Source organism: Paenibacillus sp. J22P15 (assembly GCF_056269345.1).
The window spans coordinates 464,245-487,015 of sequence record NZ_JBWDNT010000003.1 but is presented as its reverse complement, the minus strand read 5'-3'; the positions used below and the strand labels follow the sequence as shown (position 1 = coordinate 487,015).

Sequence of the window (22,771 nt, the reverse complement as noted above, 5' to 3'; positions counted from 1 at the left end):
GCGGTACCACCCTGGTTATTGCCCGCTGTAAACAGCATACGCAATCGCCTTCATTAGACTTTAACGGGTCAAGCCGGTGAAGTTCATTCACACTCTGAAAATAGCTTTCGGCCACTCTTCGTCATAAAAAGCTCTCTCAACCGACGCATAGCACTTACGACAAGCATATGCGAAGAAGCTTTCTCTCTGGCTAACGGGCATTGGCTTACTTCATTTCATCAACGTTTTATTACCTTATTATTGACACTTGATTATTTTAAAATTATATCTACACCCTTTCCGCCTGTCAAATAATCTTTCTTCGCACGTAATATGCAAACATATGCTGAATGATGACCTTGCAAGCCGCAAAAATAGGAACCGCCAAAATCATGCCGACAATGCCTGCAATTTCACCTCCAACGAGCAACGCAAAGATGATCGATAACGGATGCATATGGAGCGTTCGACCAACTACCTGAGGCGAAATGACGTTCCCTTCGAGTATTTGGCATAAGGTGTTAATTACTGCAACAAGAATGACCATCTTTATGGATACGGTTGAAGCCATTAGAATGGCAGGCGCTGCTCCAAAAAAAGGACCTAAATACGGAATGACATTCGTTATCGCAACAATACCCGCAAGCAACAAAGCATACGGCATTCCGATCAGAAGATATCCGCAGTATGCAAGCACCCCTACAATAATACAAACGAGAAATTGACCGCGAATATAGCTGCCCAGAGCAGTATCGATATCCTTAAGGAGCCTGACCGTGTTTTTACGATGTGATTTAGGCACATATGTGATGACAGTCCGTTCAAACACATCAAAATCCTTTAATATATAGAAGGCAAGAAACGGAATGATGAACGTAATAAATACGGCATTTAACATCGATCCGATATTGTTAACAAAGTTAAACAGACTCTCTGACAGTTTCTTCTCTATATGCACCAGTGACTTATTGAGCCCATTTCGTAAGCTTTCAGGCAAAAAAGAAGTGTTATTAATGTCTGAAACGATATCTTGAGCACGCATCGAAAGCTCTGGCACGTGACGGTTTAATTCCTGCACCTGTTCGATGAACATCGGAATTAAGTTTACGAGCAGTACGGTAATAACAGCGCAAAAGACAGCATAAATAAGCAGCACAGCGATCGTTCGAGGAACCTTACGGTCATGCAGCATCGTGACAATAGGATTCAGAACATAAGATATAATCATTGCAATAATAAATGGAGCAAAAACTGCTTTTACAAAAACATATACGCTCACAATAAGCGGCTTTATTAGCAGCATGAGATAAATCGCAATCAAGCCCAAAATAATATAAACCAGCCATACAAACAGACGGTTCTTCGTAAATCGATCCACCGTCCTCACCCCCGAACTTTCTATTTCCGGCTCGCCCTAGGCAGGACAAGCGGAACTAGTTCAGTATATGTATAAACGGTAGAATTCATCCTTTAACAACAAAAAAAAGACGGTCGTTGACCGTCTTTTGATATTTATGTTTATAGCAACGCACGTCAGTTGACGTGAACCTGTGTAATTTCCTCTTCAAAGAACAAGTCGTCAAGCGAGCTTAACGTGCCATCCTCTTCTACTTGGTAAACCGACATTTTGTCGCCGTTAACCGTCAGTTCAATGAAACAGCCCCAGCAATAAAACTGGTGGGAACCGATCTTTCCGATATCTTTCGAATTGCAATTCGGACATCTCATCATCTTTCATTTCTCCCTATCCTCTGAAATTGGAAGCTGCGACAGGCTCCAATTCCGCTTCACTGACAGCAGGAACAATAATCGCGTCTTCCCCGAGCAATACGCTATCCGGATCGCTCGACGCCTTCAGCCATCTGCGTCCTTCCATCAGATCCGAAACAAAACCGTCCGTAAGCTCGTAGCCTACTATTTGTGTACCCTCTTTTGGGTAAAAATAAACATCCGACACCCGGCCAAGTTGAATACCTAGGACCGTAACGACGGGTAAATCCTTTAATTTCACTAATCCTGTGTAGAAAGAACGTAGCAATTGCTTCGACTTCATCCGAACGATCGCTGCTTCACTTTCTATAATAACAGTGTCCTCTCCGCAAGATAATACGTGAGTCCACTCCACTATTTTGACGGTTGAAGCAAACCACTTGGGACAATCGAGTATCAGCCCTTTCAGCTGCCAATGCTCGTCGAACCAGGCGTCCTTTACAGTTCCGACAAGCTTGCCGGAATGGATAACGATGACGGGAAGTCCAATAAGCCGTTGAAGTTTGATCACGCTTAGCTGGAGTCCTCCTAGTAGTTATTACGAATACGCCTCACGATTGTTCCAACTTTTTGCGCGGCATCTTCTAATTCCTCCAAAGTATTCCCCAAACCAAAGCTAAATCTTACAGCAGATTGAATTTGTTCCTCAGGAAGCTGCATCGCTCTTAATACATGAGACCTTTCGAGCGCACCGGAGGTACAAGCAGAACCGCTTGCTGCTGCGATACCCTCCATATCCAGGTTCATCAGCATGGTCTCCGTATCAATGCCGATAAAACTGATATTTACGATATGCGGCAAATAATGATGCTCACTGCCATTAATTACGATTGGCACATCAACATGCTTGTGCAGCAGTTCTATCCATCTCTTACGAAGCTCGTCCATAAAAAGTTGCTTTTTTTCTCGCTCGTTCACAGAAATGTCAACCGCCGCTGCAAATCCGACGATGCCTGCAATATTTTCGGTTCCTGCTCTGCGTTTTCTCTCTTGTGATCCGCCATGCTGAAGGACATCAATCGGCGTACCGGTTGCCACATATAGCGCGCCAACCCCTTGCGGGCCGTTTATTTTGTGAGCAGAAAAACTCATTAAATCAATCGGCAGCTCATTAAGCTTATATTCGAACCAGCTTAAGGCTTGAACGGCATCGACATGGAAGATCGCTCCGCCCGCCTTTGCGATTCGCCCGATTTCTTCAATAGGTTGTATCGTGCCAACCTCGTTATTTCCGTGCATGATGCTTATGATTCCCGTTTCTGGCGTCATGGCTTCCTGAACAAGTTCAGGCGATGTTAGTCCGTTGCTGTCTATAGGAAGCACCGTAAGGGAGAACCCTTCTTCTTTGACCAGCCATTCGCAAGTATGAAGAACAGCGTGATGTTCACCAGCTGAAGTGATAAGATGTGACTTGCCTCGTTTGCGCTGTGCTCTTGCAGCGCCGATCAAAGCGGCGTTATCGCTTTCCGTACCGCCTGATGTAAATATTAATTCCCCTGGTTTGCAGCCGAGTGCTGCTGAGATGAGATCGCGTGATCGATTTAACTGCTGCTTCGCAGCTCTTCCAAAAGTATGCATACTAGACGAATTGCCGCCAGGTCCTTGCATAACCTCAAGCATCGCTTTGGCGACGCTTGGATGCATAGGAGTAGTGGCGGCATGATCAAAATAATGATTTTTCATAGGTCCGCTTCCTTTAAATATAAAACATATAGCTATCAGGTTTGCCTGGATCTTCGAAATTAATTAAATCTGCAAGTGTTGTTGAATCCAATACATCAGCAATGCTGTCACGAATACGCAGCCACAGCTGACGCTTAGCCGGATCATCCTCTTCTGTAAAGTCTACAGGAGAAATAGGCCCCTCTAGAATACGGATAATATCCCCCGACGTAATCGTTTCCGGATCCTTTGATAAAATATAACCGCCATACGCGCCACGTACGCTCTTCACAAGACCTGCATTTCGCAAGGGTGCTACTAGTTGCTCCAAATAGTGTTCGGAAAGCTGATTTCGCTCAGCAATGCTTTTTAGCGATGTTGGGCCTTCTCCAAATTTAGCTGCAAGCTCCATCATAATAGTTAAGCCGTAACGGCCTTTCGTCGATATCTTCAAAATGGCACCTCTTTTATTCATTATAGTACTGATTTATCATTGTGTGGGCTTCATTAGTTGTTAATTCTCTGTATTCCCATTTCACTTATATGTTAACATATCAAACGTGTATCGTGTGCAAAAAGGTTGTCATCTTCATGAAAAAGTTTGCAGCCTATGTTACAATAATAGAGGTTTGATTAGAGCAAGGTGGTGTTTACGATGGAAAAACCAAAAGCTTCGACAAGAGTGGTCGTCGGAATGTCCGGCGGCGTCGATTCCTCCGTCACTGCACTGCTGCTTAAGCAGCAAGGCTATGATGTTGTCGGCATTTTCATGAAAAACTGGGATGATACCGATGAATTCGGTCATTGCACGGCGGAAGAGGATTCAGAAGACGTTCGCCGCGTATGTGAACAGATCGGTATTCCCTATTATACCGTTAATTTTGAGCGGCAATATTTTGACAAAGTATTCACTTATTTCCTCGATGAATACAAGCGTGGACGCACGCCAAACCCAGACGTTATGTGCAACCGCGAAATTAAGTTTGGCGACTTCCTGCAGCGTGCTTTGGAGCTTGGCGCTGATTATTTGGCAACAGGTCATTATGCACAGGTGGAACGTACTGCGGATGGTGAGACAAAGCTGCTTCGCGGAATTGATTCAAATAAAGACCAGACCTATTTTTTAAGCGCCCTCAATCAAAAACAGCTGGCCAAAGCGATGTTCCCTATCGGGCACCTTCCGAAACCAGAAGTGCGCCGCATTGCTGAGGAAGCAGGATTATATACAGCTAAGAAGAAAGATAGCACTGGCGTCTGCTTTATTGGAGAACGCAACTTTAAAACCTTCTTAAGCGGCTATCTTCCCGCTCAAGCAGGCGACATGATTGACATTCAGACTGGCGAGAAGAAGGGCCGTCATGACGGGCTGATGTACTACACGCTAGGTCAGCGCCAAGGACTTGGCATCGGCGGATCCGGCTCTGGTGAGCCATGGTTCGTAGCCGATAAGGATTTGGAGAACAATATTCTCTATGTCGTGCAGGGAGAACAGCATCACAGCCTCTACTCCGTGAGTTTAACGGCAAGCGGCATGAATTGGATCAACCCTGTCCAAATCGGAGATACGATTCGTTGTACTGCCAAATTCCGTTATCGTCAACCGGATCAAGGCGTAAGCGTAACGATCGGCGAGAATGGTGCGGCACATATTGTTTTTGATAAGCCTCAGAAGGCAATTACTCCAGGACAAGCAGTCGTGCTCTACGACGGAGCTGCTTGCCTTGGGGGAGGAACGATTGATATCGTTAAGAAAATTGATCCCTCAGCTTCTCTAGCAAAGCAAGCGTAATACGAATCTACAACAAAAGCTGCCCTATGCATCGATTCACGACGCGTAAGGCAGCTTTTTTTAGTTCAAAAACATTCAATTATGATCCGAAATGCTGCCCTGGTGTTCCTGCTCCCCTCTCTCCAATTCTCCTAACAATAAGTCGGGATATCCGTAGATGATCCGTCTCTTCAATAATAAATTCGTATGCACCCCCATAATCAACACGTTGATTGTTAATAGGCGGTATATTAATTTTGGAATAAATCCAACCTCCGATGGTATCATAATCATCTGTATCAATATTAAGATTAAAGAAGCTGTTAACCTCCTCAATCAGCATGAGCCCGCTAATTGAATAGGTATTGTCGTCTTTTTTTTCGAGAGGCTCCCGCTCCTCGTCAAACTCGTCTTGAATCTCACCGACAATTTCCTCCATTATGTCCTCTAGCGTGACTAGGCCAGACGTACCTCCGTACTCATCAATCAAAATTGCAATTTGTGACTTTCGCTTTTGCATCAACTTCAGCAGCATACTGATCTGCATCGATTCAGGCACGGTTGTGATCGGTCTCGTAATTTGCCGTATATCCTGCAAGCTTTGCATCGTATCCTTCAATAAATCTTTAATGTGCACGAATCCGATAATGTTGTCCTTATCATTCTCGCATACGGGATAACGTGTCAGCATTTGCTCCAGCGCTAGCCTCTTATTGTCTTCTAACCTGTGGCTCGTATTTAAACAAATCATTTCTGTTCGGGGAATCATAATTTCGCGCGCATTCGTCTCCGCAAAGTCGAAGATGTTATCAACCAGCGTAAGCTCCATATTGTCAATTAGTCCGTTTTTATGGCTTTCCTTCATTAAGATTCGAATTTCTTCTTCCGTATGCGCTGTATCCTTCTCGGTGGCCGGTTCAATCCCCATTTTACGAAGAAGTTTACCTGCTATTCCGTTGAATAACCAAATGTATGGAAACATTAGTTTATAAAAATAAACGAGCGGCAATGCCGTCAACAATGAAATGGTTTCAGCTTTGCGGATAGCCAGCGTTTTTGGCGCCAACTCCCCAAATACAATATGCAGCATGGAAATGAAAATAAAAACCAAAATAAATGAACCTGCCTGAATGAACACCACATTGTGAATTCCGATATAGCTCAGCACTGACTCAACCACATTTGCAACAGCCGGCCCCCCAATCCAACCAAGACCAAGCGATGCAAGCGTAATGCCAAGCTGGCATGCGGACAAATACACGTCCAGATTGCTCGTCAAATGAGAGGCTAGTTTGGCTTGTGGATGACCCTCGGAGACCAGTGTATCAATTCGGCTTCCTCTCACCTTCACCATCGCAAATTTGGCAGCAACAAAAAAAGCGTTCAGGCATACAAGAACAAAAATGAACAATAAGGACAAACTAATCGGTAATGGGTCACTCAACGAATTCCTGTCCTCCGCAATAAATATGATAAAATGCGATGACAGGCGCACCTCCTTTTGGAACAAAGATACGGCGATCTTTGTGTAATGAACAATCACTCCAAGATGCCATTCCGCCGCGTCAACGATAAGCCGTGAGGCAATGCGCACTCAAGACTGTAATTATGTGTATTCGTCATAGGCTAGCACTTATACGCTTATTTCCAGTCTTTCCTCGCGTTATTTAAGAAGCTCAGAAGGCATACTTCAACAAATGTTCATAAAGCCGCAATCAAATGATCAATTAATAGAGCGCAACTGCTTATTCGAATCTGTTATAATTCAATCAGCTTGCGACGCAAGCTCGTTACAAAAATATGTAGGAGGTTTTACAAATGAAACGAATATTACTTATTTTACTAGCCGCACTATGGCTCGTACCGGGCGTTGCGATGGCCCACTCTAAATTAGAAAACGCGGTACCAGCGCGGGATGCAACGGTTACTGCTTCACCAGAGCTTATAGAAATGACCTTTAACACAAAGATAGAGAAGCTTAGTAATTTCAAAATATTGAACGCGAATGGTGACGAAATCGAAAAAGAGAAAGTCAAGGTTGACGGGATGACGATGAGCGGGGCGGTACCAACGGCTTTGCCTAATGGTCTCTATACTGTAAAGTGGGTCATTATTGGTGCGGATGGCCACTCCGTGGAAGGTGATTATTCGTTTACTGTGGAAGCGCCTGTCGTGACTGACGAGCCAACACAAGAACCAGAAGCAACAACAGAAGCACCTGCGGAGACGACAGCTCCTAGCCCTTCACCAGAAACGACTCCGAATACAGACGAAGCAGCTAATGATGTCTCGACTACCGATTCGGGAACGAACTATACCCCTGCTATTATTATCGGAGCGATTATTGTCGCAGCTGCGCTAGTATTGTTACTCCGGAGGCGCAAATAATGATTTATATCAGCGAAGGCCTTCTATACATTTGCTTCGCCATTTTAACGGGTACCTTTCTATTGCGGCTTGTACCGGAGGATAGAAGGCCTTCCGTGTACGTGCCTAATGGCTTATTGCTTGCATGTGCAGTAGCCATCCCAATTCTTTCCTTTATTCCAATTCATAAGCTTGCTCTTGTATTTGCCGAAGATTTTGATATGACATACGGTTCCATTCTCAAGAGCATTCTGCTCGATATTAATACGGGAAAGGCATGGGTATGGACAGCAATAGGTTCTGCCGGACTCGCTTTTCTTCTAGGGCTGAAAGCTTTCCAAAACGATAAGCATATGCCTAAGGTCGCTTTGTTTGTTACTTTTTTGCTCATCGTTTGGCTTGGTTATGCTGGACACGCTTCATCTCTTTATGGATTTAAAGGATTAATTACACATTCAGCACATTTCCTAGCGGTCAGTGTATGGATTGGCATTTTGTTTATAATCAGCTGGTTTTCTAAAGACGATGCGAATTGGCATGCGTTTCTGCGGTGGTTTTCACCCGTTGCGATTATTTCTGTCGTTGTCACACTTTTAGCCGGTATTACGCTCATGTCATTCACGACACCGGAATATGTGAACGCTTGGATGCTTCCATACGGTCAGATGCTCCTTATTAAGCATCTATTAATTTTGCCATTGCTGCTCTTCGCCTACTCGAACGGATTTGGTTACAAAAAAATAGCAAAAAACAGTCCTTCCTTCAATCCAAAACGATGGCTGAAAGCGGAAAGCATCATTGCCCTGCTCGTGCTTGCTGCAACGGCAGTGCTTGGTCAACAAGCGCCGCCGCATACGGTTAAGGAAACACTGCAAGCGGAAGCTCCATCACCGCTTTTCACATCCATCTTCAAAGGCAGCTTCAGTCCTGATCTCACTTTGCATTTCACATTGCATATGGAGAGCATACTTATGCTTGCCGCTGCTGCAGTGATGTCTGTCGGCCTGCTCTGGATGTACCGCTCGAATAAGCTGATCCCAGCATTTATTATGGGGCTTCTCACTGTTGTATTCGGCTATTTCGGTCTCATGTTCTCCGTTGCCTAAATTGAAGCAATAACAGAAAAAATCCTGCTATTATGGCAGTTAGCTTATGAATCAGCTGACTACCATCAAATTAGCAGGATTTTTTCCTTTTACATTATGAAAAGCGGGCTATTTACCTTTATTATTATGATTGAATTGGCAAAAGTGTTACGACATCCGCTTCCGTCCAAAGTTGGAGTGTATGATCGTTTTCCTGCTCAACGGATGCACCTTCAACAACTACAGCTCTTTTCTGCTCAGCAAAGGCAATTGTGAGCTGCGTCCCTTTCCTGCAGTGAATACGTAGCACCCCTTCTGGTGTTCGAGACAAAAGCAGATAATTAAATTGTTTAGCGCTACTATGGAAATCCTCCCCCATTAGCACACCATTTACAGATACACCATTCTCTACGCAAATGCCACTCATGTTCACCCAGATTTCCGCAGCTTTTATCAAAAAGTAATTACCACTAGATGCATAAGTCTTTTGTACATAATCCATTGCCAGATGTGAAGAAGTAGGCCTAAATTCCATCTCCTGAAAAGCAATCCGTTCATTAATACCGGGTATTCCGTGGCCATGCGGGATTGCTGGAATCATATCCGGTGTATAGCAACAGCTCATGCCTCCATTTTGCTCCACTTTACATATATTGGTAACAAATCCTTCATAGGCATCCTGCAAAAGATCAAAATTTCTGGTAATCCGGGCCATTGCTGCTTTTGCCTCTGCCGTCCAGATGGACCAGGCGTGGCCAGCATTTATGGAAGGTCCCCAGTCGCGGGTTTCATATTGTGTTTCCCAGAAACGAATACTAGAATTTTTCATACGGCAGTCTGTTCCTGACAGCTCTAACACCTCGTGGGCAGATAAAATATCTTGTGCCACTTTCAGGTATTCCGGTTTCGGAGCAACTTGTTCGTATGCATAAACCAAAGTTGCTATAGAGCAAGCCATAGAACCATCCTCTGTGCAGGGTTCGCCTTCCGTTGGGAAGTCCAGTCCGCGTTTACAGACATGGTCAGCAATCCGTTCCGCCGTGTGTAACATCAGAGCAGCGTTTTCGGTGTCACTATTTTTTAAGACCTGATATAATTTTAGAAAACCTAAAATGGATGGATGCACAGTCGAGTAGTCAACCGGCTCATAATCTGGAGTGTTCTGATTGACAAGGGATCCATTCTCTTGCTGATGCTCTTCAATGATATGTTTTGCCAAATTTACAGCATCAACAAGAACCGACTGATCGTTGGTGATGACATAGTAATCCACCATTTGCTCCAACAGAAAGATTTCATATTGCAAATAGTTAATTTCTTCGTATAGATGATAAGGCCCATAACTTCGACCACGAAATTGGTGGTCGTGTTTACAGACTGTGCCTATATAAGGAGTATCTTCGTGCCCACGATTCAGTGCCCAATTAAGAAGATAACGTTGGAATGAAGCTAATAGTTCGGGCTTTTCCCCATACACCATACAGTTTTTAAGCATCGCCCAGGCAGCGAATCCACCAAATTCACCCGTTCTGCAAGACATGTGAACATTGGGGTCACCAAACGGTACTCCCTCATAAGTCAATCCGTTTTTGGGGGATAATGTATCCTTCCAGATAGTACGGAAGAAGGCACCAGACTCATCCTGAAAATGATCTTTGTGAAAATTATTCACACTATCAAATAAATGTTCCCATTCCGCATGGCACAGTACCCGGCTTTTGTGGACTCTGCCTGAACTGGAATGTGAAACAAGCTGATAGATTCCTTCCTCTTCAAGTACAATGTTCTTGCTGCCTGTACTTAACTTAGTAGTTTTACCAGTGGGAGATACAATGGTTGTATCAGCTATTTCGCCGATTTCAGATATTCTGATGGCGCTCCCCTTTAAACCACCCGAAATGGCAGGTACAAGAATGGAAATCCCCAATATTGATGCCAGCTTTTCAAGACAGTCTTCCACGCTTTTTCCGAAATACAGGCTTAATTTTAAGCAGTCCGTGTTTGGCAGACGCGGTCGTTCTCCTGTGATAATATCGTCAGCCTGGCTCAAAATCTGGAAACCTGTCATTTTATGACCCTCATAACTGTATTTGATCCTCCAGGCCGCAAAAGTGTCCCGGACTGCAAGAGCCAAATACCTTCCATCCGAGGTAAAAAAAACAAAATAAGCATATCCGAGATTTTCATCTGTATAGATGACTTTAGGCATGCACTGGAATCTCCAGCTTCCCTCAGTTGGCTTATCAAGAAAGTTAAAATCCATCTGTAGACCGACCCGTGGTCCGCAATCCAAAATTGTGCGGAGTTCAAGATCAATCTGATCCGGATTGAATTTCCAGTTCACAGACGTCATTCGGGACTTCGACATTACTAACAAACTATCCTCCGTCACATCCGCCACATGACAGGAGATATTTTCTTCCTGCAATTGCGTTCCGTGAAAAAACGGGATTCCAAATCCATTATCCCTTTCGTCAATCCAGTTAGCAGTTGGGTTCAACCTATCATAAAGTCCTTTAATATTACCTGTTTCTGGGTCCCAACTAACCTTATATGTCGTCTTTATTGTTTGATTATTCAATGTTAATTCTCCTATGCCCATCCTTCCAAAACACGATTGATTGGAGGGTTATTTGACTTGCCTATTTTAACTTTAGCACATGTGTTAGATCCACTTTACTGGTAATCTTGACAAGCTATTAGCTGGTATAGCTCAACGAGGCTGCCGATTTGTGTCGGCAGCCTCGTCCCGGTGATTGTTAAGCTAAAGTATCCGTTAATTCCTTAGTGCACTTTCACTTGTTTTATCCTATTTGGAATACAGTAACGGGAAGAACTCATTATCAAACTTCTGTCCGAACTCTGGACGTGGTCCCAGCAATCGAACATTATCATGCCGAGCTCTGCCTTGTTTGTAGGAAGTATCTCCAGGCATTAGATGAGCAACAACAGATAACCGTGGCTGATCTGTGAAATTCGTTGACGAGCCATGGAATGTAAGGGCATGATGGAAGCTCGCTTGGCCAGCTTTTAAAATACAAGGCTCCTCTACCCAATCTCGCGTTGCAAAACGCTGCTTCAGCTTCGTCATATCCTGTTCAAAGAAAGTATCACTTCCCTCGACTGCGCCCCACTTATGTGATCCTAAGATTGTCATCATACCGCCATTATTCAGGTCCGTGTCCTGCAATGCAATCCATACGGTTATCATATTCGCTGTACTACTTGCGCGCCAATAGCCGTAATCCTGATGCCAGCCCACATTCCCTGCATGTGTTTCTTTTCCTGCAGTACCCGGCTTGTAAATCACTTGATCATGCCATAGACGAATCTCGTCCTCGTTCAACAGATTCGAAGCCATTTGGCCCAAATTCTGATCGGTGACGACACTACGAACTTCATCGTTAATCCACCAGCCATTATCGAATTTACGAAGAGCAAATGGATCGTCAGAAAGATTGAAGGCATGAAGCGGCATACCAGCCCCATCGTAATCTTTCTTCCAAATACGCTCATGCGCGCCGCGAAGACGCTCGATCGTCTCGTCATCCAGCAATTTCGGACTGATCCAATAACCGTCTTGATCAAACCTCTCTTTATCCGCTGCTGTAATGTTATATGGAATAATTCCCATTATGGACACCTCATCTTTTCTTGGTCAATTTGGCTTACTACGTTCATTGTAGACCACAAGACGAGCATTGACTTTTCAAAACCTATCAAATAGGATTAGAAACATAAGAGACCATTAAAAACGACGGAGGACCTTAACAATGGAGAAAATAAAGACTGAAACTGCGCGTTGGGTGTATGAATTTCCGTTGTCAATTCAGCTATCCAACGTACCTGAATTGATCATGTTCGGTTATGACCGCTTTCATGCAGCTTCACCTTTAGTCGTCCACCAACATGAACGTTCGTACGAGTTTGTATTCGTGGAAAGTGGGAAGGCCACTTGGGAGGTAGACGGTCACTCATTCCCTTCCCACGCCGGTCAGCTCTTCTACACTCGGCCTGGAGAATGGCATCGTGCACGTTCTAATTTCATTGAGCCCTGTAGCATCTGGTGGATGATTATTACGGATCCCTCCGAGCATTCCGGGTGGCTAAATTTACAAGATGAGGATCGAATGGAGATTCATCGCCAGCTGCAACAACTACCAAGAATCGTATTCGTGGATAGTCGTGTTCGTGAACCATTCATCAAGCTAAGAGATACTATTGAACATAATGAGTCACTGGCTTCCTGCCGAGTACGTCATTTCATACTCGATATTATTCTTCAAATAATTAGCCCGTCCTCTAACTGTCAAATTCCATTTGATCTCCATGCGGCTATGATTAAATTGACCGAAGCCGTCCAAGCAGCACCAGAAAAGAGATGGAATAATAAAGAGCTCGCTGATATGGTTAGCGTAAGTGAATCCCATTTCTATCGATTGTTCCGTGATATGCATGGGCAGTCACCAGCTAATTATATCGATCGGCTGCGGATGGATCTTGCCTGTCAGATGCTCCGTCAGCAAGAGGTCAGCGTCACAACAGTTGCGATGAACCTAGGGTACAAGACCAGCCAGCATTTTGCCACCGTTTTCAAAAAGTTTATCGGTATATCACCCTCCCAGTGGCGCAGAGCTTCTCTTGACTAAACAAATCTGCGAGTTAGTTGAGTGAAGGGGCTACCAAGTGGCAGCCCCTTCGACATTGATCTATCGTATCCCGTTAGCATAATGGATCCTCGGACCGATTAATGAAAAACAGCCAACTTGAACGGTATAAAAGTTCTAGCAGGCTGATTATTTGTCTCTTCGATTACTTATCTTTTAATTCCTTTATCTTATTATACGAAGCGGCGTAAGCTTTTTCGGCGCCGCGTTCTTTTGGGACGTAATATTCCACGTCATTCAACACGTCAGGAAGGTACTGCTGATCCACCCAGCCGCCGAAATCATGCGGGTACTTATAACCAATGCCGCGGCCAAGCTGTGCGGCGCCGTTATAATGCGCATCTTTTAGCGAATTTGGAATGTCGCCGACTTTACCTTTGCGTATATCGTCCCAAGCACGATCTAATGCGGTGTAGGCTGTGTTGGATTTCGGGGTAAGGCAAATGACGGACGTGGCTACTGCAAGCGGGATGCGCGCCTCAGGCATCCCCAAGCGCTCAGCAGAAAGTACTGCACTAAGCACGATGTTACCCACGTTTGGATCAGCTAGTCCAACATCTTCCCATGCGATGACAAGCATACGTCTGCAAATGGTCACGAGGTCGCCCGATTCGAGCATCCGCGCCAAGTAATGCATCGCGGCATTAACATCTGATCCACGGCAGCTCTTTTGATAGGCGCTTTGTAAGTTATACAAAGTGTCTTCTCCGTTGTAGCCCATGCTCTTTTTGTTGAGCGCTTCTTCAACCATTTCAATCGTGATTACAATTTCCACGTCCAAGCCGATTTGAATGTTTGAAATAACCAACGATTCAAGTGCATTTAACGCAGTTCGTAAATCGCCGCCGCTCACCGCAGCAATATGATCGAACGCTTCATCTTCAAAGCGGACGAAAAAAAAGCCTAGCCCTCGTTCGCGATCTTTGAGTGCACGCTCTAAACCGATTTTGATTTCCTCAGGAGTTAACGGCTTCAGTTCATAAATTGCGCAACGTGACAAAATTGCGGATGGCAGCGAATGCATGACCGACTCCGTTGTTGAGCCAATAAGGACAATTTCGCCCGATTCCAAATATGGAAGAAGATATTCAATTTGCGTTTTCGAAAAGCGGTGTATCTCATCTACATAGAGACAAATCGTACATTCAAGGATTTTGCCTTGCTTGACAACATCCTCTAAATCCTTTTTGCCTGACGCTACTGCATTTAATTTCATAAACGGGAGAGAGATGCTGTTAGCAATCGCGTTCGCAATGGAAGTTTTACCGATACCAGGCGGACCGAACAAAATCATGGACGAAATTTTTTTATTTTGCAACATGCGCCTGATCGACTTTCCCTCGCCCAATAAGTGCCGCTGCCCAATCACTTCGTCGATCGTTGTTGGTCTCATTTTATGCGCTAACGGCTCTTGATACATTGCTCCACCCCACTCTCACTTGATAATTTTTCTCCAAATTGATTTTTACTTTGGCGAATAATTCGTATAACCGCGTCTCTACAAGTGATTTTAATTTTTCACTCTGATTTTTGTATATATAATCTGTTGTCGCACCAATAAATATAATGATACGATCTGCAAGCAGCCTGGCGCGCGGCATTTCTACTTCTTGATAAGAAAATAAATCCATCATGCTTCCCAACCTTCTGCCATCTGTTACTCCGATCATAGCATATAAGCACATTTGTTCGCCATATATGCTTCCGAATAGGTAAGGTCTAATTAAACTAAAAATAGCCGCTTCGCACGTAAAAGCAGAACATGCTTTTTTTGCGAAACGGCTATTTCTTTTTGCCTTATTTATCGAATTGAGATATAAGCTTACAGCTCAATACCGCCTGCATCGAGCAGATCCTTCACAACGACACTGACCATGATTAGGCCCGCTACTGGCGGAACGAACGCATTGCTCGCTGGAGGCTGCTTTGCCTTGCGAATTTCAGGCGCATTCTCCGGAACAATCTTCTTCGTCACATCTTCACGCGGCTTCATTGGCAGCTCAGTTGAGAATACAACCTTAACGCCCTTCTTAATGCCTTCCTTCCGAAGCTTTGTACGGATAACCCGTGCTAACGGATCGGTATGCGTCTGCGAAATATCGACAACCTGGAATTTCGTTGGGTCCATCTTATTTGCTGCACCCATGCTCGAAATAATCGGTATTTTACGCTCCAAACATTGCTTGATTAAATGAATCTTATACGAAATCGTATCGGATGCATCCACGACATAATCAAGCGGATATTCGAAAAACTGTTCAAACGTTTCTTCTGTATAAAACATACGCAAAGCAATTACGTCACATTCAGGATTAATAAGCTTAATCCGGTCGCGCATAAGCTCAGACTTTACTTGGCCGACTGTCGTTGTGAGCGCATGAATCTGACGATTTACGTTCGTAATGTCTACGACGTCTTTGTCAACGAGTATGATGCGTCCAACCCCAGTACGGGCCAGCGCCTCAGCAGCAATGCCGCCAACGCCTCCGATGCCGAGCACGGCAACCGTGCTCCCCTTCATTAGCGCTAGCCCCTCTGGCCCAATAGCAAGCTCTGTTCGTGAAAATTGGTGAAGCATTCGGCTGCCGCCTCCTTGGCATTAATTGCTTATTTTTCGTTTGTTTCCGCTGCTTGTGCTGCTGCGGCAACTGGTTGTTTTGGTTTAAGCACAGTACGAATATGCAATTGCTCAAGCTGTGACAGCTCAACCTCAGACGGCGCGTCGCATAGAAGATCTGTTGCACTTGCCGTTTTAGGGAATGCAATCGTTTCACGCAGATTCGTGCGACCAGTAAGCAGCATAACCAAACGGTCAAAACCAAAAGCAATACCGCCGTGTGGAGGCGTACCATATTCAAATGCATCCAACAAGAAGCCGAATTTCTCTTGTGCTTCCTCCATGCTGAATCCTAGCGCTTTGAACATTTGCTCTTGTACTTCACGCTTGTAGATACGCATAGAGCCGCCGCCTACTTCATAGCCGTTCAGAACAAGATCGTACGCTTGTGCGCGAATTTGACCTGGATCTGTATCGAAGAAATGAAGGTCATCTTCATTCGGACGCGTGAACGGGTGGTGTTCCGCTACATAACGCTTCGCATCCTCATCCCAGCCAAGCAATGGGAAGTCAACAACCCATGCAAACTTGAATTTGGATTCATCGATCAAGCCTAGGTCTTTACCAAGCTTAGAACGAAGGTTGCCAAGCACGTCTGAAACGACTTTCTTCTTATCCGCGGAGAATGTAAGCAAATCTCCGTCTTCAACTTCTAGACGCTCTGTAAGTGCAGCAATCTCTTCCGGCTTAAGGAATTTAACGATTGGACCGCGCCATTCGCCATCCTTCACAGTGATCCAAGCAAGACCTTTACCGCCGTAACGAGCAGCGAATGGCTGCAAGTCATCTAGCTCTTTGCGGCTCCAGCTTGCACAGCCCTTAGCGTTCAACGCTTTGACAACACCGCCGCCTGCTGCAACGCTTGCGAATACTTTCACGTCGCTGCTGGATACGATATCTGTAATATCTTTAATTTCTAGTCCGAAACGAAGGTCTGGTTTGTCAGAGCCGTATTTGTTCATTGCATCGGCATAAGTAATACGCTGGAATGGCAATTCAAGCTCAGCGCCAACTGTTTCTTTCAGAAGCTTAGCCGTTAGCTCTTCCATCATCGAAAGCAATTGATCCTGTGAAAGGAAAGAAGTCTCGATGTCGACTTGCGTGAATTCCGGTTGACGGTCTGCACGAAGATCCTCATCGCGGAAGCAGCGAGCGATTTGGTAGTAACGCTCAATACCGCCCACCATTAGCAGCTGTTTGAAAATTTGCGGCGATTGCGGCAATGCAAAAAATTCGCCTTCATGCACACGGCTCGGCACCAAGTAATCACGCGCGCCTTCTGGTGTGCTCTTCGTAAGGATTGGTGTTTCCACATCGATGAAGCCTTCTCCGTCTAGGAAATCACGGAAAATCTTAGCTGCTTTCGAGCGCAAGAACAACGTTTTTTGCATTTCCGGACGACGCAGGTCCAGGTAACGATATTTCAAACGAAGCGGTTCATCAACCTCAACGCCGTCTTCGATTGGGAATGGAGGTGTTTTTGCAGCGTTCAATACTTCAATTTTTGTAACACGTACTTCGATTTCCCCTGTAGCAAGGTTAGCATTGTAAGTTTCAGCATCGCGCTCAACTACTGTCCCTTGAATCGCAAGCACGTATTCGTTACGAGCGCGGTCAGCGATCGCAAGTGCATCACCGGAGAAATCCGGGTTAAATACCGTTTGTACAATACCCGAACGATCGCGAAGATCGATAAATAGTACGCCTCCAAGATCGCGGCGACGTTGTACCCAGCCGTTTAGAATAACTGATTGACCTACGTCCGCTTTCGTTAAGCGGCCGCAGTGATGTGTTTTTAACAACATAGTTTTCATGCTCCTCGTTTAGTTAGATTTATTATTGTGTTGATAATGAACTGCTAATTTCATCAGCCAGCTTATCCAAAGCAACAACACGCTGCTCACCTTTAGTCATGTCCTTCAAGGAGATTTCGCCGCGCTCCAGCTCATCATCGCCAAGTATAGCGGTATAACGCGCTTGCAGCCGATCTGCCGACTTCATTTGAGCTTTCATCTTACGGCCAAGATAATCGCGCTCAGCACGGATTCCATGCTGTCTTAGCTGGTAAACCAGCTTAGTCACCTCGCGCTCCGCAGCTTCGCCAAGCGCAACCACGTAAACATCGATTTGATTAAATACCGGCAGTTCCGTTTCTTGATGCTGAAGCAGCAATATCGTTCTTTCAAGTCCAAGACCAAGGCCAACACCTGGCTGGTCAGGACCGCCGATCTCCGATACAAGACCGTTATAGCGGCCGCCTCCGCCGACAGTATCGATTGTACCAATGCCTTCAGCCTTATATTCAAAGGCTGTGTGGGTATAGTAATCGAGCCCGCGAACCAAACGATGATTAATCTCATAAGGAATGCCCATATCACTCAAATACATTTTAACTTTATCAAAGTGAATTTGGCATTCTTCATCCAAGCTATCCAGAATTGACGGCGCTTCGGCAAAATGCTCTTGATCTACCTTACAATCAAGTACACGCAGCGGATTGCGGTCAATTCGTGATTGACAGTCCTTGCAAAGCAATTCACGCTTCGGCTCTAGAAAAGCGAGCAGGCGCTCACGGAACACAGCACGAACAGCGGGAGTACCAACAGAATTGATTTCAACTCGTACACCCTTTAGACCAACCTCCGTATAAAAGGTATAGCCGAGTGCAATGACTTCTGCATCAATTGCAGGATCGACTGAGCCGAGCGCCTCGACGCCAAATTGATGCAATTGGCGATAACGTCCTGCCTGCGGCCGCTCATATCGAAACATAGGTCCGATATAATAAAGCTTAGACACGTCTGGCTCGCCGTACAGCTTGTTCTCCACATAGGATCTTACAACGCCAGCAGTCCCTTCTGGACGCAGCGTCAGACTGCGATTGCCGCGGTCTGTGAAGGTATACATTTCTTTCTCGACAATATCGGTCGTCTCACCGACACCACGCTGGAATAGCTCCGTGGATTCAAAGATCGGCGTTCTAATTTCCCGAAAATTATAACGTTGACAAATATCCCGCGCCTTCTGCTCCACATACTGCCATCTCTCTACTGCGCCAGGCAAAATATCCTGTGTGCCCGGCATTTTCTGAAATGCCATTGAATAACCCCTCCTAGCTCCATAATAAACGGGTCAAATTTCGGTAAACGCAAAAAACTCCCGTTCCTAATAGCTTGCGCCATAAGGGACGAGAGTGAATCTCCCGTGGTACCACCCACATTCCGAGCCTGCATCCTATGCAACAGCTCGCTCAAAGACGGTTAACGTCCGTCATCCGCAGTCCAGCTACTCCGTGTCAGCCGCAAGTTTAATGCTTGCTTCCTTCAGTTGTTCACTGTCTGTTCTCCGGGAAGTCTGTTCATTCTACCGATATAAGGACGCTTGCAGCCAATTGACGTCCCTCTCTGGATATAAAGTGAAGAATTACTTTGTCCCATCAATGAATCCATATCTATACTGAGAACTAATTTTACCTCTCACCCTGCTTAAAGTCAAGATCGATCTGCTCTCACAGCTGTCCCTCAACAGAAAATGGGCAGAAAAAAACCTACAAAACGTGTTTGCAGGTCCAAAAGTAAAATATATTTTAAAAAGGGGGTCGAGTTCTATTATAGGTTAATGATATTAAAAAAAAGTTAGAGATTGATTACAGTAATATTACAATTTAGAAAGCGTTTTAACGAAGTTTTCCAAAAGGAGCGCTTCTTCAGCTAAATAGTGTAATAATTGGATGACCGCCCGAGCTAGAAGCCAAGGCGGTCGTCCATTTACTGCTATAGTTGACCCGAATGATCACGGCGCGGGTGCTGCGGGAAGCCCGCCCATTCCTCCGCCGCTTCCATATCTTCCTCTAGCTCAGCAAAAATTTTAGCTTCTCTTCGATCAGGATGAAGCAGCCTGCGAGATGCTCGTTCGATTCCCTGTTCTTTGCGTGATTGATGCATTCGCGGATTTCCTCCAATATGGCATACTGCTTGTACAAGCTGCAATAGCTGCTGTACAGCCTACACTATATTGTTTCCCGTGTTTGCCTTATTAAGTACTACTCTCCAAAATTAACGTTACAGGGCCTGAATTGGTGAACTCCACTTCCATCATTGCACCGAAGCGACCCGTTTCCACAGTTAAACCTAAAGAACGCAGATTCTCATTAAACAGATCGTATAGCTGCTCTGCCTGCTCGGGTTTAGCTGCTGCCATGAAATTTGGCCGTCTGCCCTTCCGGCAGTCTCCGTATAACGTAAACTGGGAGACAGAGAGCAGTTGGCCGCCGATATCCGTAATAGAATGATTCATTTTGCCTGTTTCATCCTCAAATATACGCAGGTTAGCTACCTTATCCGCCATCCATTTGATATCCGCTTCCGTATCCTCATGGGTCATGCCAACCAAAAGTACGAGCCCCGAATCGATCGAACCAACTGTTTCACCATCTATGACTACCTTTGCCTGCTTACTCCGTTGAACGACAACCTTCACTGCCTAAAAACCTCCATACTCTACTTCATGCTGCATCCCGCAATCACCAACCGATTATTGCATAATCCGCTGGACAGAGTAGATGTCCTGAATCCGTTTTATTTTCTCAACAACCGACGTAAGGTGCTCCACATTGCGGATAAGAACCGTCATATGAATATGCGACATTTTGTTTTTTACAGAGCGTCCGGTTACAGCTGAAATATTCGTTTTGCTTTCTGAAACGGCCTGCAGCACTTCATTCAGAAGCCCTCTGCGATCATGACCGGTTATTTCAATATCCACACTGTAATTCGCATCTATGTTTTCTTCCCACTCAACCTCAATGACACGTTCGCCTTCTTCACCCTGATCGCCATATGGAATGTTCAGACAATCCATCCGATGGACAGAAACACCGCGTCCACGTGTAATGTATCCGATGATCGCATCTCCTGGTACAGGATTGCAGCAGCGTGCAAAGCGAACAAGCAAATTGTCGATGCCCTTCACAGTCACGCCTTGATTCGGACGAGATTTGCGATTGCCCGGCGACTTGATCTCTTTGATTTCGTTCGTAAGTTCAATCTGGCTCGCTAGCTCTGCCTCTCTGCGCATCTTCTCGGTAAGCTTTGTACAAATTTGAGCTGCGGTAATACCGCCAAACCCGATCGCGGACATCATATCCTCAATGTCGTTAAATGCGAATTTGGCAGCAGCCTCCTGCAGCTTATCTTCTTGCTGCCACGCGGAAGGCTCCAGCCCTAATCGCTTCAGCTCTCGCTCAAGCAGATCCTTGCCCTTCGCTACATTCTCCTCGCGCCGCTCTTTCTTAAACCATTGTCGAATTTTGCTTCTAGCATGTGAGGACTGAGCGATCTTCACCCAATCCTGACTAGGTCCATACGAATGCTTTGACGTTAAAATTTCAACAATATCCCCTGTTTTCAGCTTATGGTCAAGCGGAACAATTCGACCGTTCAGCTTCGCGCCAATCGTCCGATTGCCGACCTCTGTATGAATCCGATAAGCAAAATCAAGCGGTACTGAACCAGCAGGCAGTTCAATAACTTCCCCGCTAGGCGTAAACACAAATACGAGATCGGAAAAAAAGTCCATTTTGAGCGACTCCATAAACTCCGATGCATCGCGTGCTTCATGCTGCAGCTCCAATATTTCGCGGAACCAAGACATTTTGTCTTCAAAGTTGCCGCCTGGTACGAGCGAGCCTTCTTTATAAGCCCAATGCGCTGCGATACCGTATTCCGAGGTACGGTGCATTTCCCATGTGCGTATCTGCACCTCCGTAGGCTCTCCATTTGGTCCTATAACCGTCGTATGCAGCGATTGATACATGTTCGCCTTCGGCATTGCGATATAGTCCTTAAAGCGGCCTGGCATCGGTTTCCAGAGGGTATGAATAATACCGAGCGTAGCATAACAGTCTTTAATGTTGTCTACGATAATGCGAATAGCCAGCAAATCATAGATTTCAGTAAACTGCTTATTGCGATCGGTCATTTTTTTGTAAATGCTGTACAAATGTTTCGGACGGCCGGATATATCACCTTCAATGCCCATTTCTTCAAGCTTCTCCGTTATTCGGGAGATGACGTCCTCAATAAACTGCTCGCGTTCCGCACGCTTCTTCTTCATGAGATTGGCGATACGGTAATATTGCTGCGGGTTCAAATAGCGAAGCGCGATATCTTCCATTTCCCATTTGATAGCTGAAATACCTAAGCGATGAGCAATCGGGCAAAATATTTCCAACGTCTCATATGCGATACGCCGCTGTGCTTCTTCGGATTGGAACTTAAGCGTACGCATGTTATGCAATCGGTCAGCTAATTTTATGAGTATGACACGAATGTCCTGTGCCATAGCGACAAACATTTTACGATAGTTTTCGTTCTGCTGCTCTTCTTTAGAGCGAAATTGAATCTTTTCGAGCTTCGTCAGACCGTCTACGAGCATTGCACAAGTTTCGCCAAATTTCGCGCGAACCGTCTGCAAATCAACAGTCGTATCCTCAACGACATCATGAAGCAATGCTGCAATAATCGACAGCACGTCCATTTGCATATCAACAAGAATATCCGCCACCGCTACGGGGTGCAGAATATATGGCTCTCCCGATTTCCGTACTTGTCCGTGATGAGCTTGTTCCGCAAATTCATAGGCTTCCTGGATGCGTATCAGGTCCTGCTCCTTCATATAGGCGGATGCCTTCTCGAGTAAATGCTCAATGCCCATGATACGTCCCTTTCTGATTACACTCCTGGCGGATCCCATTCATGCGTTTTCCGAGTTTTTATAATATTATGCCTGTAATCACGGTACCGCGTCAACTACAACTGACGTCGAACAATAAAATAAAACCGCCTTGCCTTCTCGC

Annotated in this window: 20 protein-coding genes; 4 read left to right on the top strand and 16 right to left on the bottom strand. The window is 45.3% G+C overall.

The window, feature by feature from the left end; translation table 11 throughout:
- Window positions 1-286: 286 nt before the first annotated feature.
- From AC0YN6_RS10590 to cymR, 5 genes are all read right to left on the bottom strand, one after another.
- Entirely contained in the window at window positions 287-1,357 is a 1,071-nt protein-coding gene (locus AC0YN6_RS10590) for an AI-2E family transporter (protein ID WP_475746744.1), read from the bottom strand.
- 155 nt (window positions 1,358-1,512) lie between these two features.
- Window positions 1,513-1,710, bottom strand: a complete 198-nt coding sequence (locus AC0YN6_RS10585) for a hypothetical protein (protein ID WP_054027275.1) — start codon at window positions 1,708-1,710, stop codon at window positions 1,513-1,515.
- A 13-nt stretch (window positions 1,711-1,723) separates the two neighbouring features.
- A complete protein-coding gene (locus AC0YN6_RS10580) occupies window positions 1,724-2,260 on the bottom strand; it encodes a PRC-barrel domain-containing protein (protein ID WP_475746743.1) in 537 nt (178 codons plus the stop codon).
- A 17-nt stretch (window positions 2,261-2,277) separates the two neighbouring features.
- Window positions 2,278-3,432, bottom strand: coding sequence for a cysteine desulfurase family protein (locus AC0YN6_RS10575; RefSeq protein WP_475746742.1), 1,155 nt, complete (start codon window positions 3,430-3,432; stop codon window positions 2,278-2,280).
- A gap of 13 nt (window positions 3,433-3,445) precedes the next feature.
- The gene (cymR, locus tag AC0YN6_RS10570) at window positions 3,446-3,865 is read right to left on the bottom strand and encodes a cysteine metabolism transcriptional regulator CymR (protein WP_475746741.1); all 420 of its coding nucleotides are present in this window, start codon (window positions 3,863-3,865) and stop codon (window positions 3,446-3,448) included.
- A gap of 201 nt (window positions 3,866-4,066) precedes the next feature.
- Here cymR and mnmA point away from each other — a divergent pair, with 201 nt between their 5' ends.
- Window positions 4,067-5,200: a tRNA 2-thiouridine(34) synthase MnmA gene (gene mnmA / locus AC0YN6_RS10565; protein ID WP_475746740.1), complete on the top strand. Its 1,134-nt coding sequence runs from the start codon at window positions 4,067-4,069 to the stop codon at window positions 5,198-5,200.
- Between the two features lie 79 nt (window positions 5,201-5,279).
- Here the strand turns inward: mnmA and AC0YN6_RS10560 are convergent, their stop codons facing one another.
- A complete protein-coding gene (locus AC0YN6_RS10560) occupies window positions 5,280-6,623 on the bottom strand; it encodes a hemolysin family protein (protein WP_475746739.1) in 1,344 nt (447 codons plus the stop codon).
- A 374-nt stretch (window positions 6,624-6,997) separates the two neighbouring features.
- Here AC0YN6_RS10560 and AC0YN6_RS10555 point away from each other — a divergent pair, with 374 nt between their 5' ends.
- Together AC0YN6_RS10555 and AC0YN6_RS10550 are read left to right on the top strand one after the other, a co-directional pair.
- Entirely contained in the window at window positions 6,998-7,567 is a 570-nt protein-coding gene (locus AC0YN6_RS10555) for a copper resistance CopC family protein (RefSeq protein WP_475746738.1), read from the top strand.
- Window positions 7,567-8,652 carry a copper resistance D family protein gene (locus tag AC0YN6_RS10550; RefSeq protein WP_475746737.1) on the top strand — a complete coding sequence of 362 codons (1,086 nt, stop codon included), beginning with the start codon at window positions 7,567-7,569 and terminating at the stop codon, window positions 8,650-8,652. The genes AC0YN6_RS10555 and AC0YN6_RS10550 overlap by 1 nt, the downstream gene beginning before the upstream one ends.
- A 124-nt stretch (window positions 8,653-8,776) precedes the next feature.
- Here the strand turns inward: AC0YN6_RS10550 and AC0YN6_RS10545 are convergent, their stop codons facing one another.
- Entirely contained in the window at window positions 8,777-11,212 is a 2,436-nt protein-coding gene (locus tag AC0YN6_RS10545; RefSeq protein ID WP_475746736.1) for a hypothetical protein, read from the bottom strand.
- A gap of 228 nt (window positions 11,213-11,440) precedes the next feature.
- Entirely contained in the window at window positions 11,441-12,265 is an 825-nt protein-coding gene (locus tag AC0YN6_RS10540) for a phytanoyl-CoA dioxygenase family protein (RefSeq protein WP_475746735.1), read from the bottom strand.
- A 139-nt stretch (window positions 12,266-12,404) separates the two neighbouring features.
- Between AC0YN6_RS10540 and AC0YN6_RS10535 the strand changes: the two genes are divergently transcribed.
- Window positions 12,405-13,280 carry a helix-turn-helix domain-containing protein gene (locus tag AC0YN6_RS10535; RefSeq protein WP_475746734.1) on the top strand — a complete coding sequence of 292 codons (876 nt, stop codon included), beginning with the start codon at window positions 12,405-12,407 and terminating at the stop codon, window positions 13,278-13,280.
- A gap of 163 nt (window positions 13,281-13,443) precedes the next feature.
- Here the strand turns inward: AC0YN6_RS10535 and AC0YN6_RS10530 are convergent, their stop codons facing one another.
- From AC0YN6_RS10530 to AC0YN6_RS10495, 8 genes are all read right to left on the bottom strand, one after another.
- Entirely contained in the window at window positions 13,444-14,718 is a 1,275-nt protein-coding gene (locus AC0YN6_RS10530) for a replication-associated recombination protein A (protein ID WP_475746733.1), read from the bottom strand.
- Window positions 14,693-14,932, bottom strand: a complete 240-nt coding sequence (locus tag AC0YN6_RS10525) for a hypothetical protein (protein ID WP_475746732.1) — start codon at window positions 14,930-14,932, stop codon at window positions 14,693-14,695. The genes AC0YN6_RS10530 and AC0YN6_RS10525 overlap by 26 nt, the downstream gene beginning before the upstream one ends.
- Before the next feature lie 188 nt (window positions 14,933-15,120).
- Window positions 15,121-15,876: a tRNA threonylcarbamoyladenosine dehydratase gene (locus AC0YN6_RS10520; RefSeq protein WP_475746731.1), complete on the bottom strand. Its 756-nt coding sequence runs from the start codon at window positions 15,874-15,876 to the stop codon at window positions 15,121-15,123.
- A 29-nt stretch (window positions 15,877-15,905) separates the two neighbouring features.
- On the bottom strand, window positions 15,906-17,720 hold the full coding sequence (aspS, locus tag AC0YN6_RS10515; RefSeq protein WP_475746730.1) for an aspartate--tRNA ligase: 1,815 nt from the start codon (window positions 17,718-17,720) through the stop codon (window positions 15,906-15,908).
- 31 nt (window positions 17,721-17,751) lie between these two features.
- Entirely contained in the window at window positions 17,752-19,014 is a 1,263-nt protein-coding gene (gene hisS / locus AC0YN6_RS10510; protein WP_475746729.1) for a histidine--tRNA ligase, read from the bottom strand.
- A 674-nt stretch (window positions 19,015-19,688) separates the two neighbouring features.
- Entirely contained in the window at window positions 19,689-19,859 is a 171-nt protein-coding gene (locus AC0YN6_RS10505; RefSeq protein ID WP_475746728.1) for a hypothetical protein, read from the bottom strand.
- Window positions 19,860-19,950: 91 nt separating this feature from the next.
- A complete protein-coding gene (dtd, locus tag AC0YN6_RS10500; protein WP_475746727.1) occupies window positions 19,951-20,394 on the bottom strand; it encodes a D-aminoacyl-tRNA deacylase in 444 nt (147 codons plus the stop codon).
- 54 nt (window positions 20,395-20,448) lie between these two features.
- Window positions 20,449-22,629 (bottom strand): RelA/SpoT family protein, encoded by a 2,181-nt coding sequence (locus AC0YN6_RS10495; protein ID WP_475746726.1) that lies wholly within the window; start codon window positions 22,627-22,629, stop codon window positions 20,449-20,451.
- Window positions 22,630-22,771 lie beyond the last annotated feature (142 nt).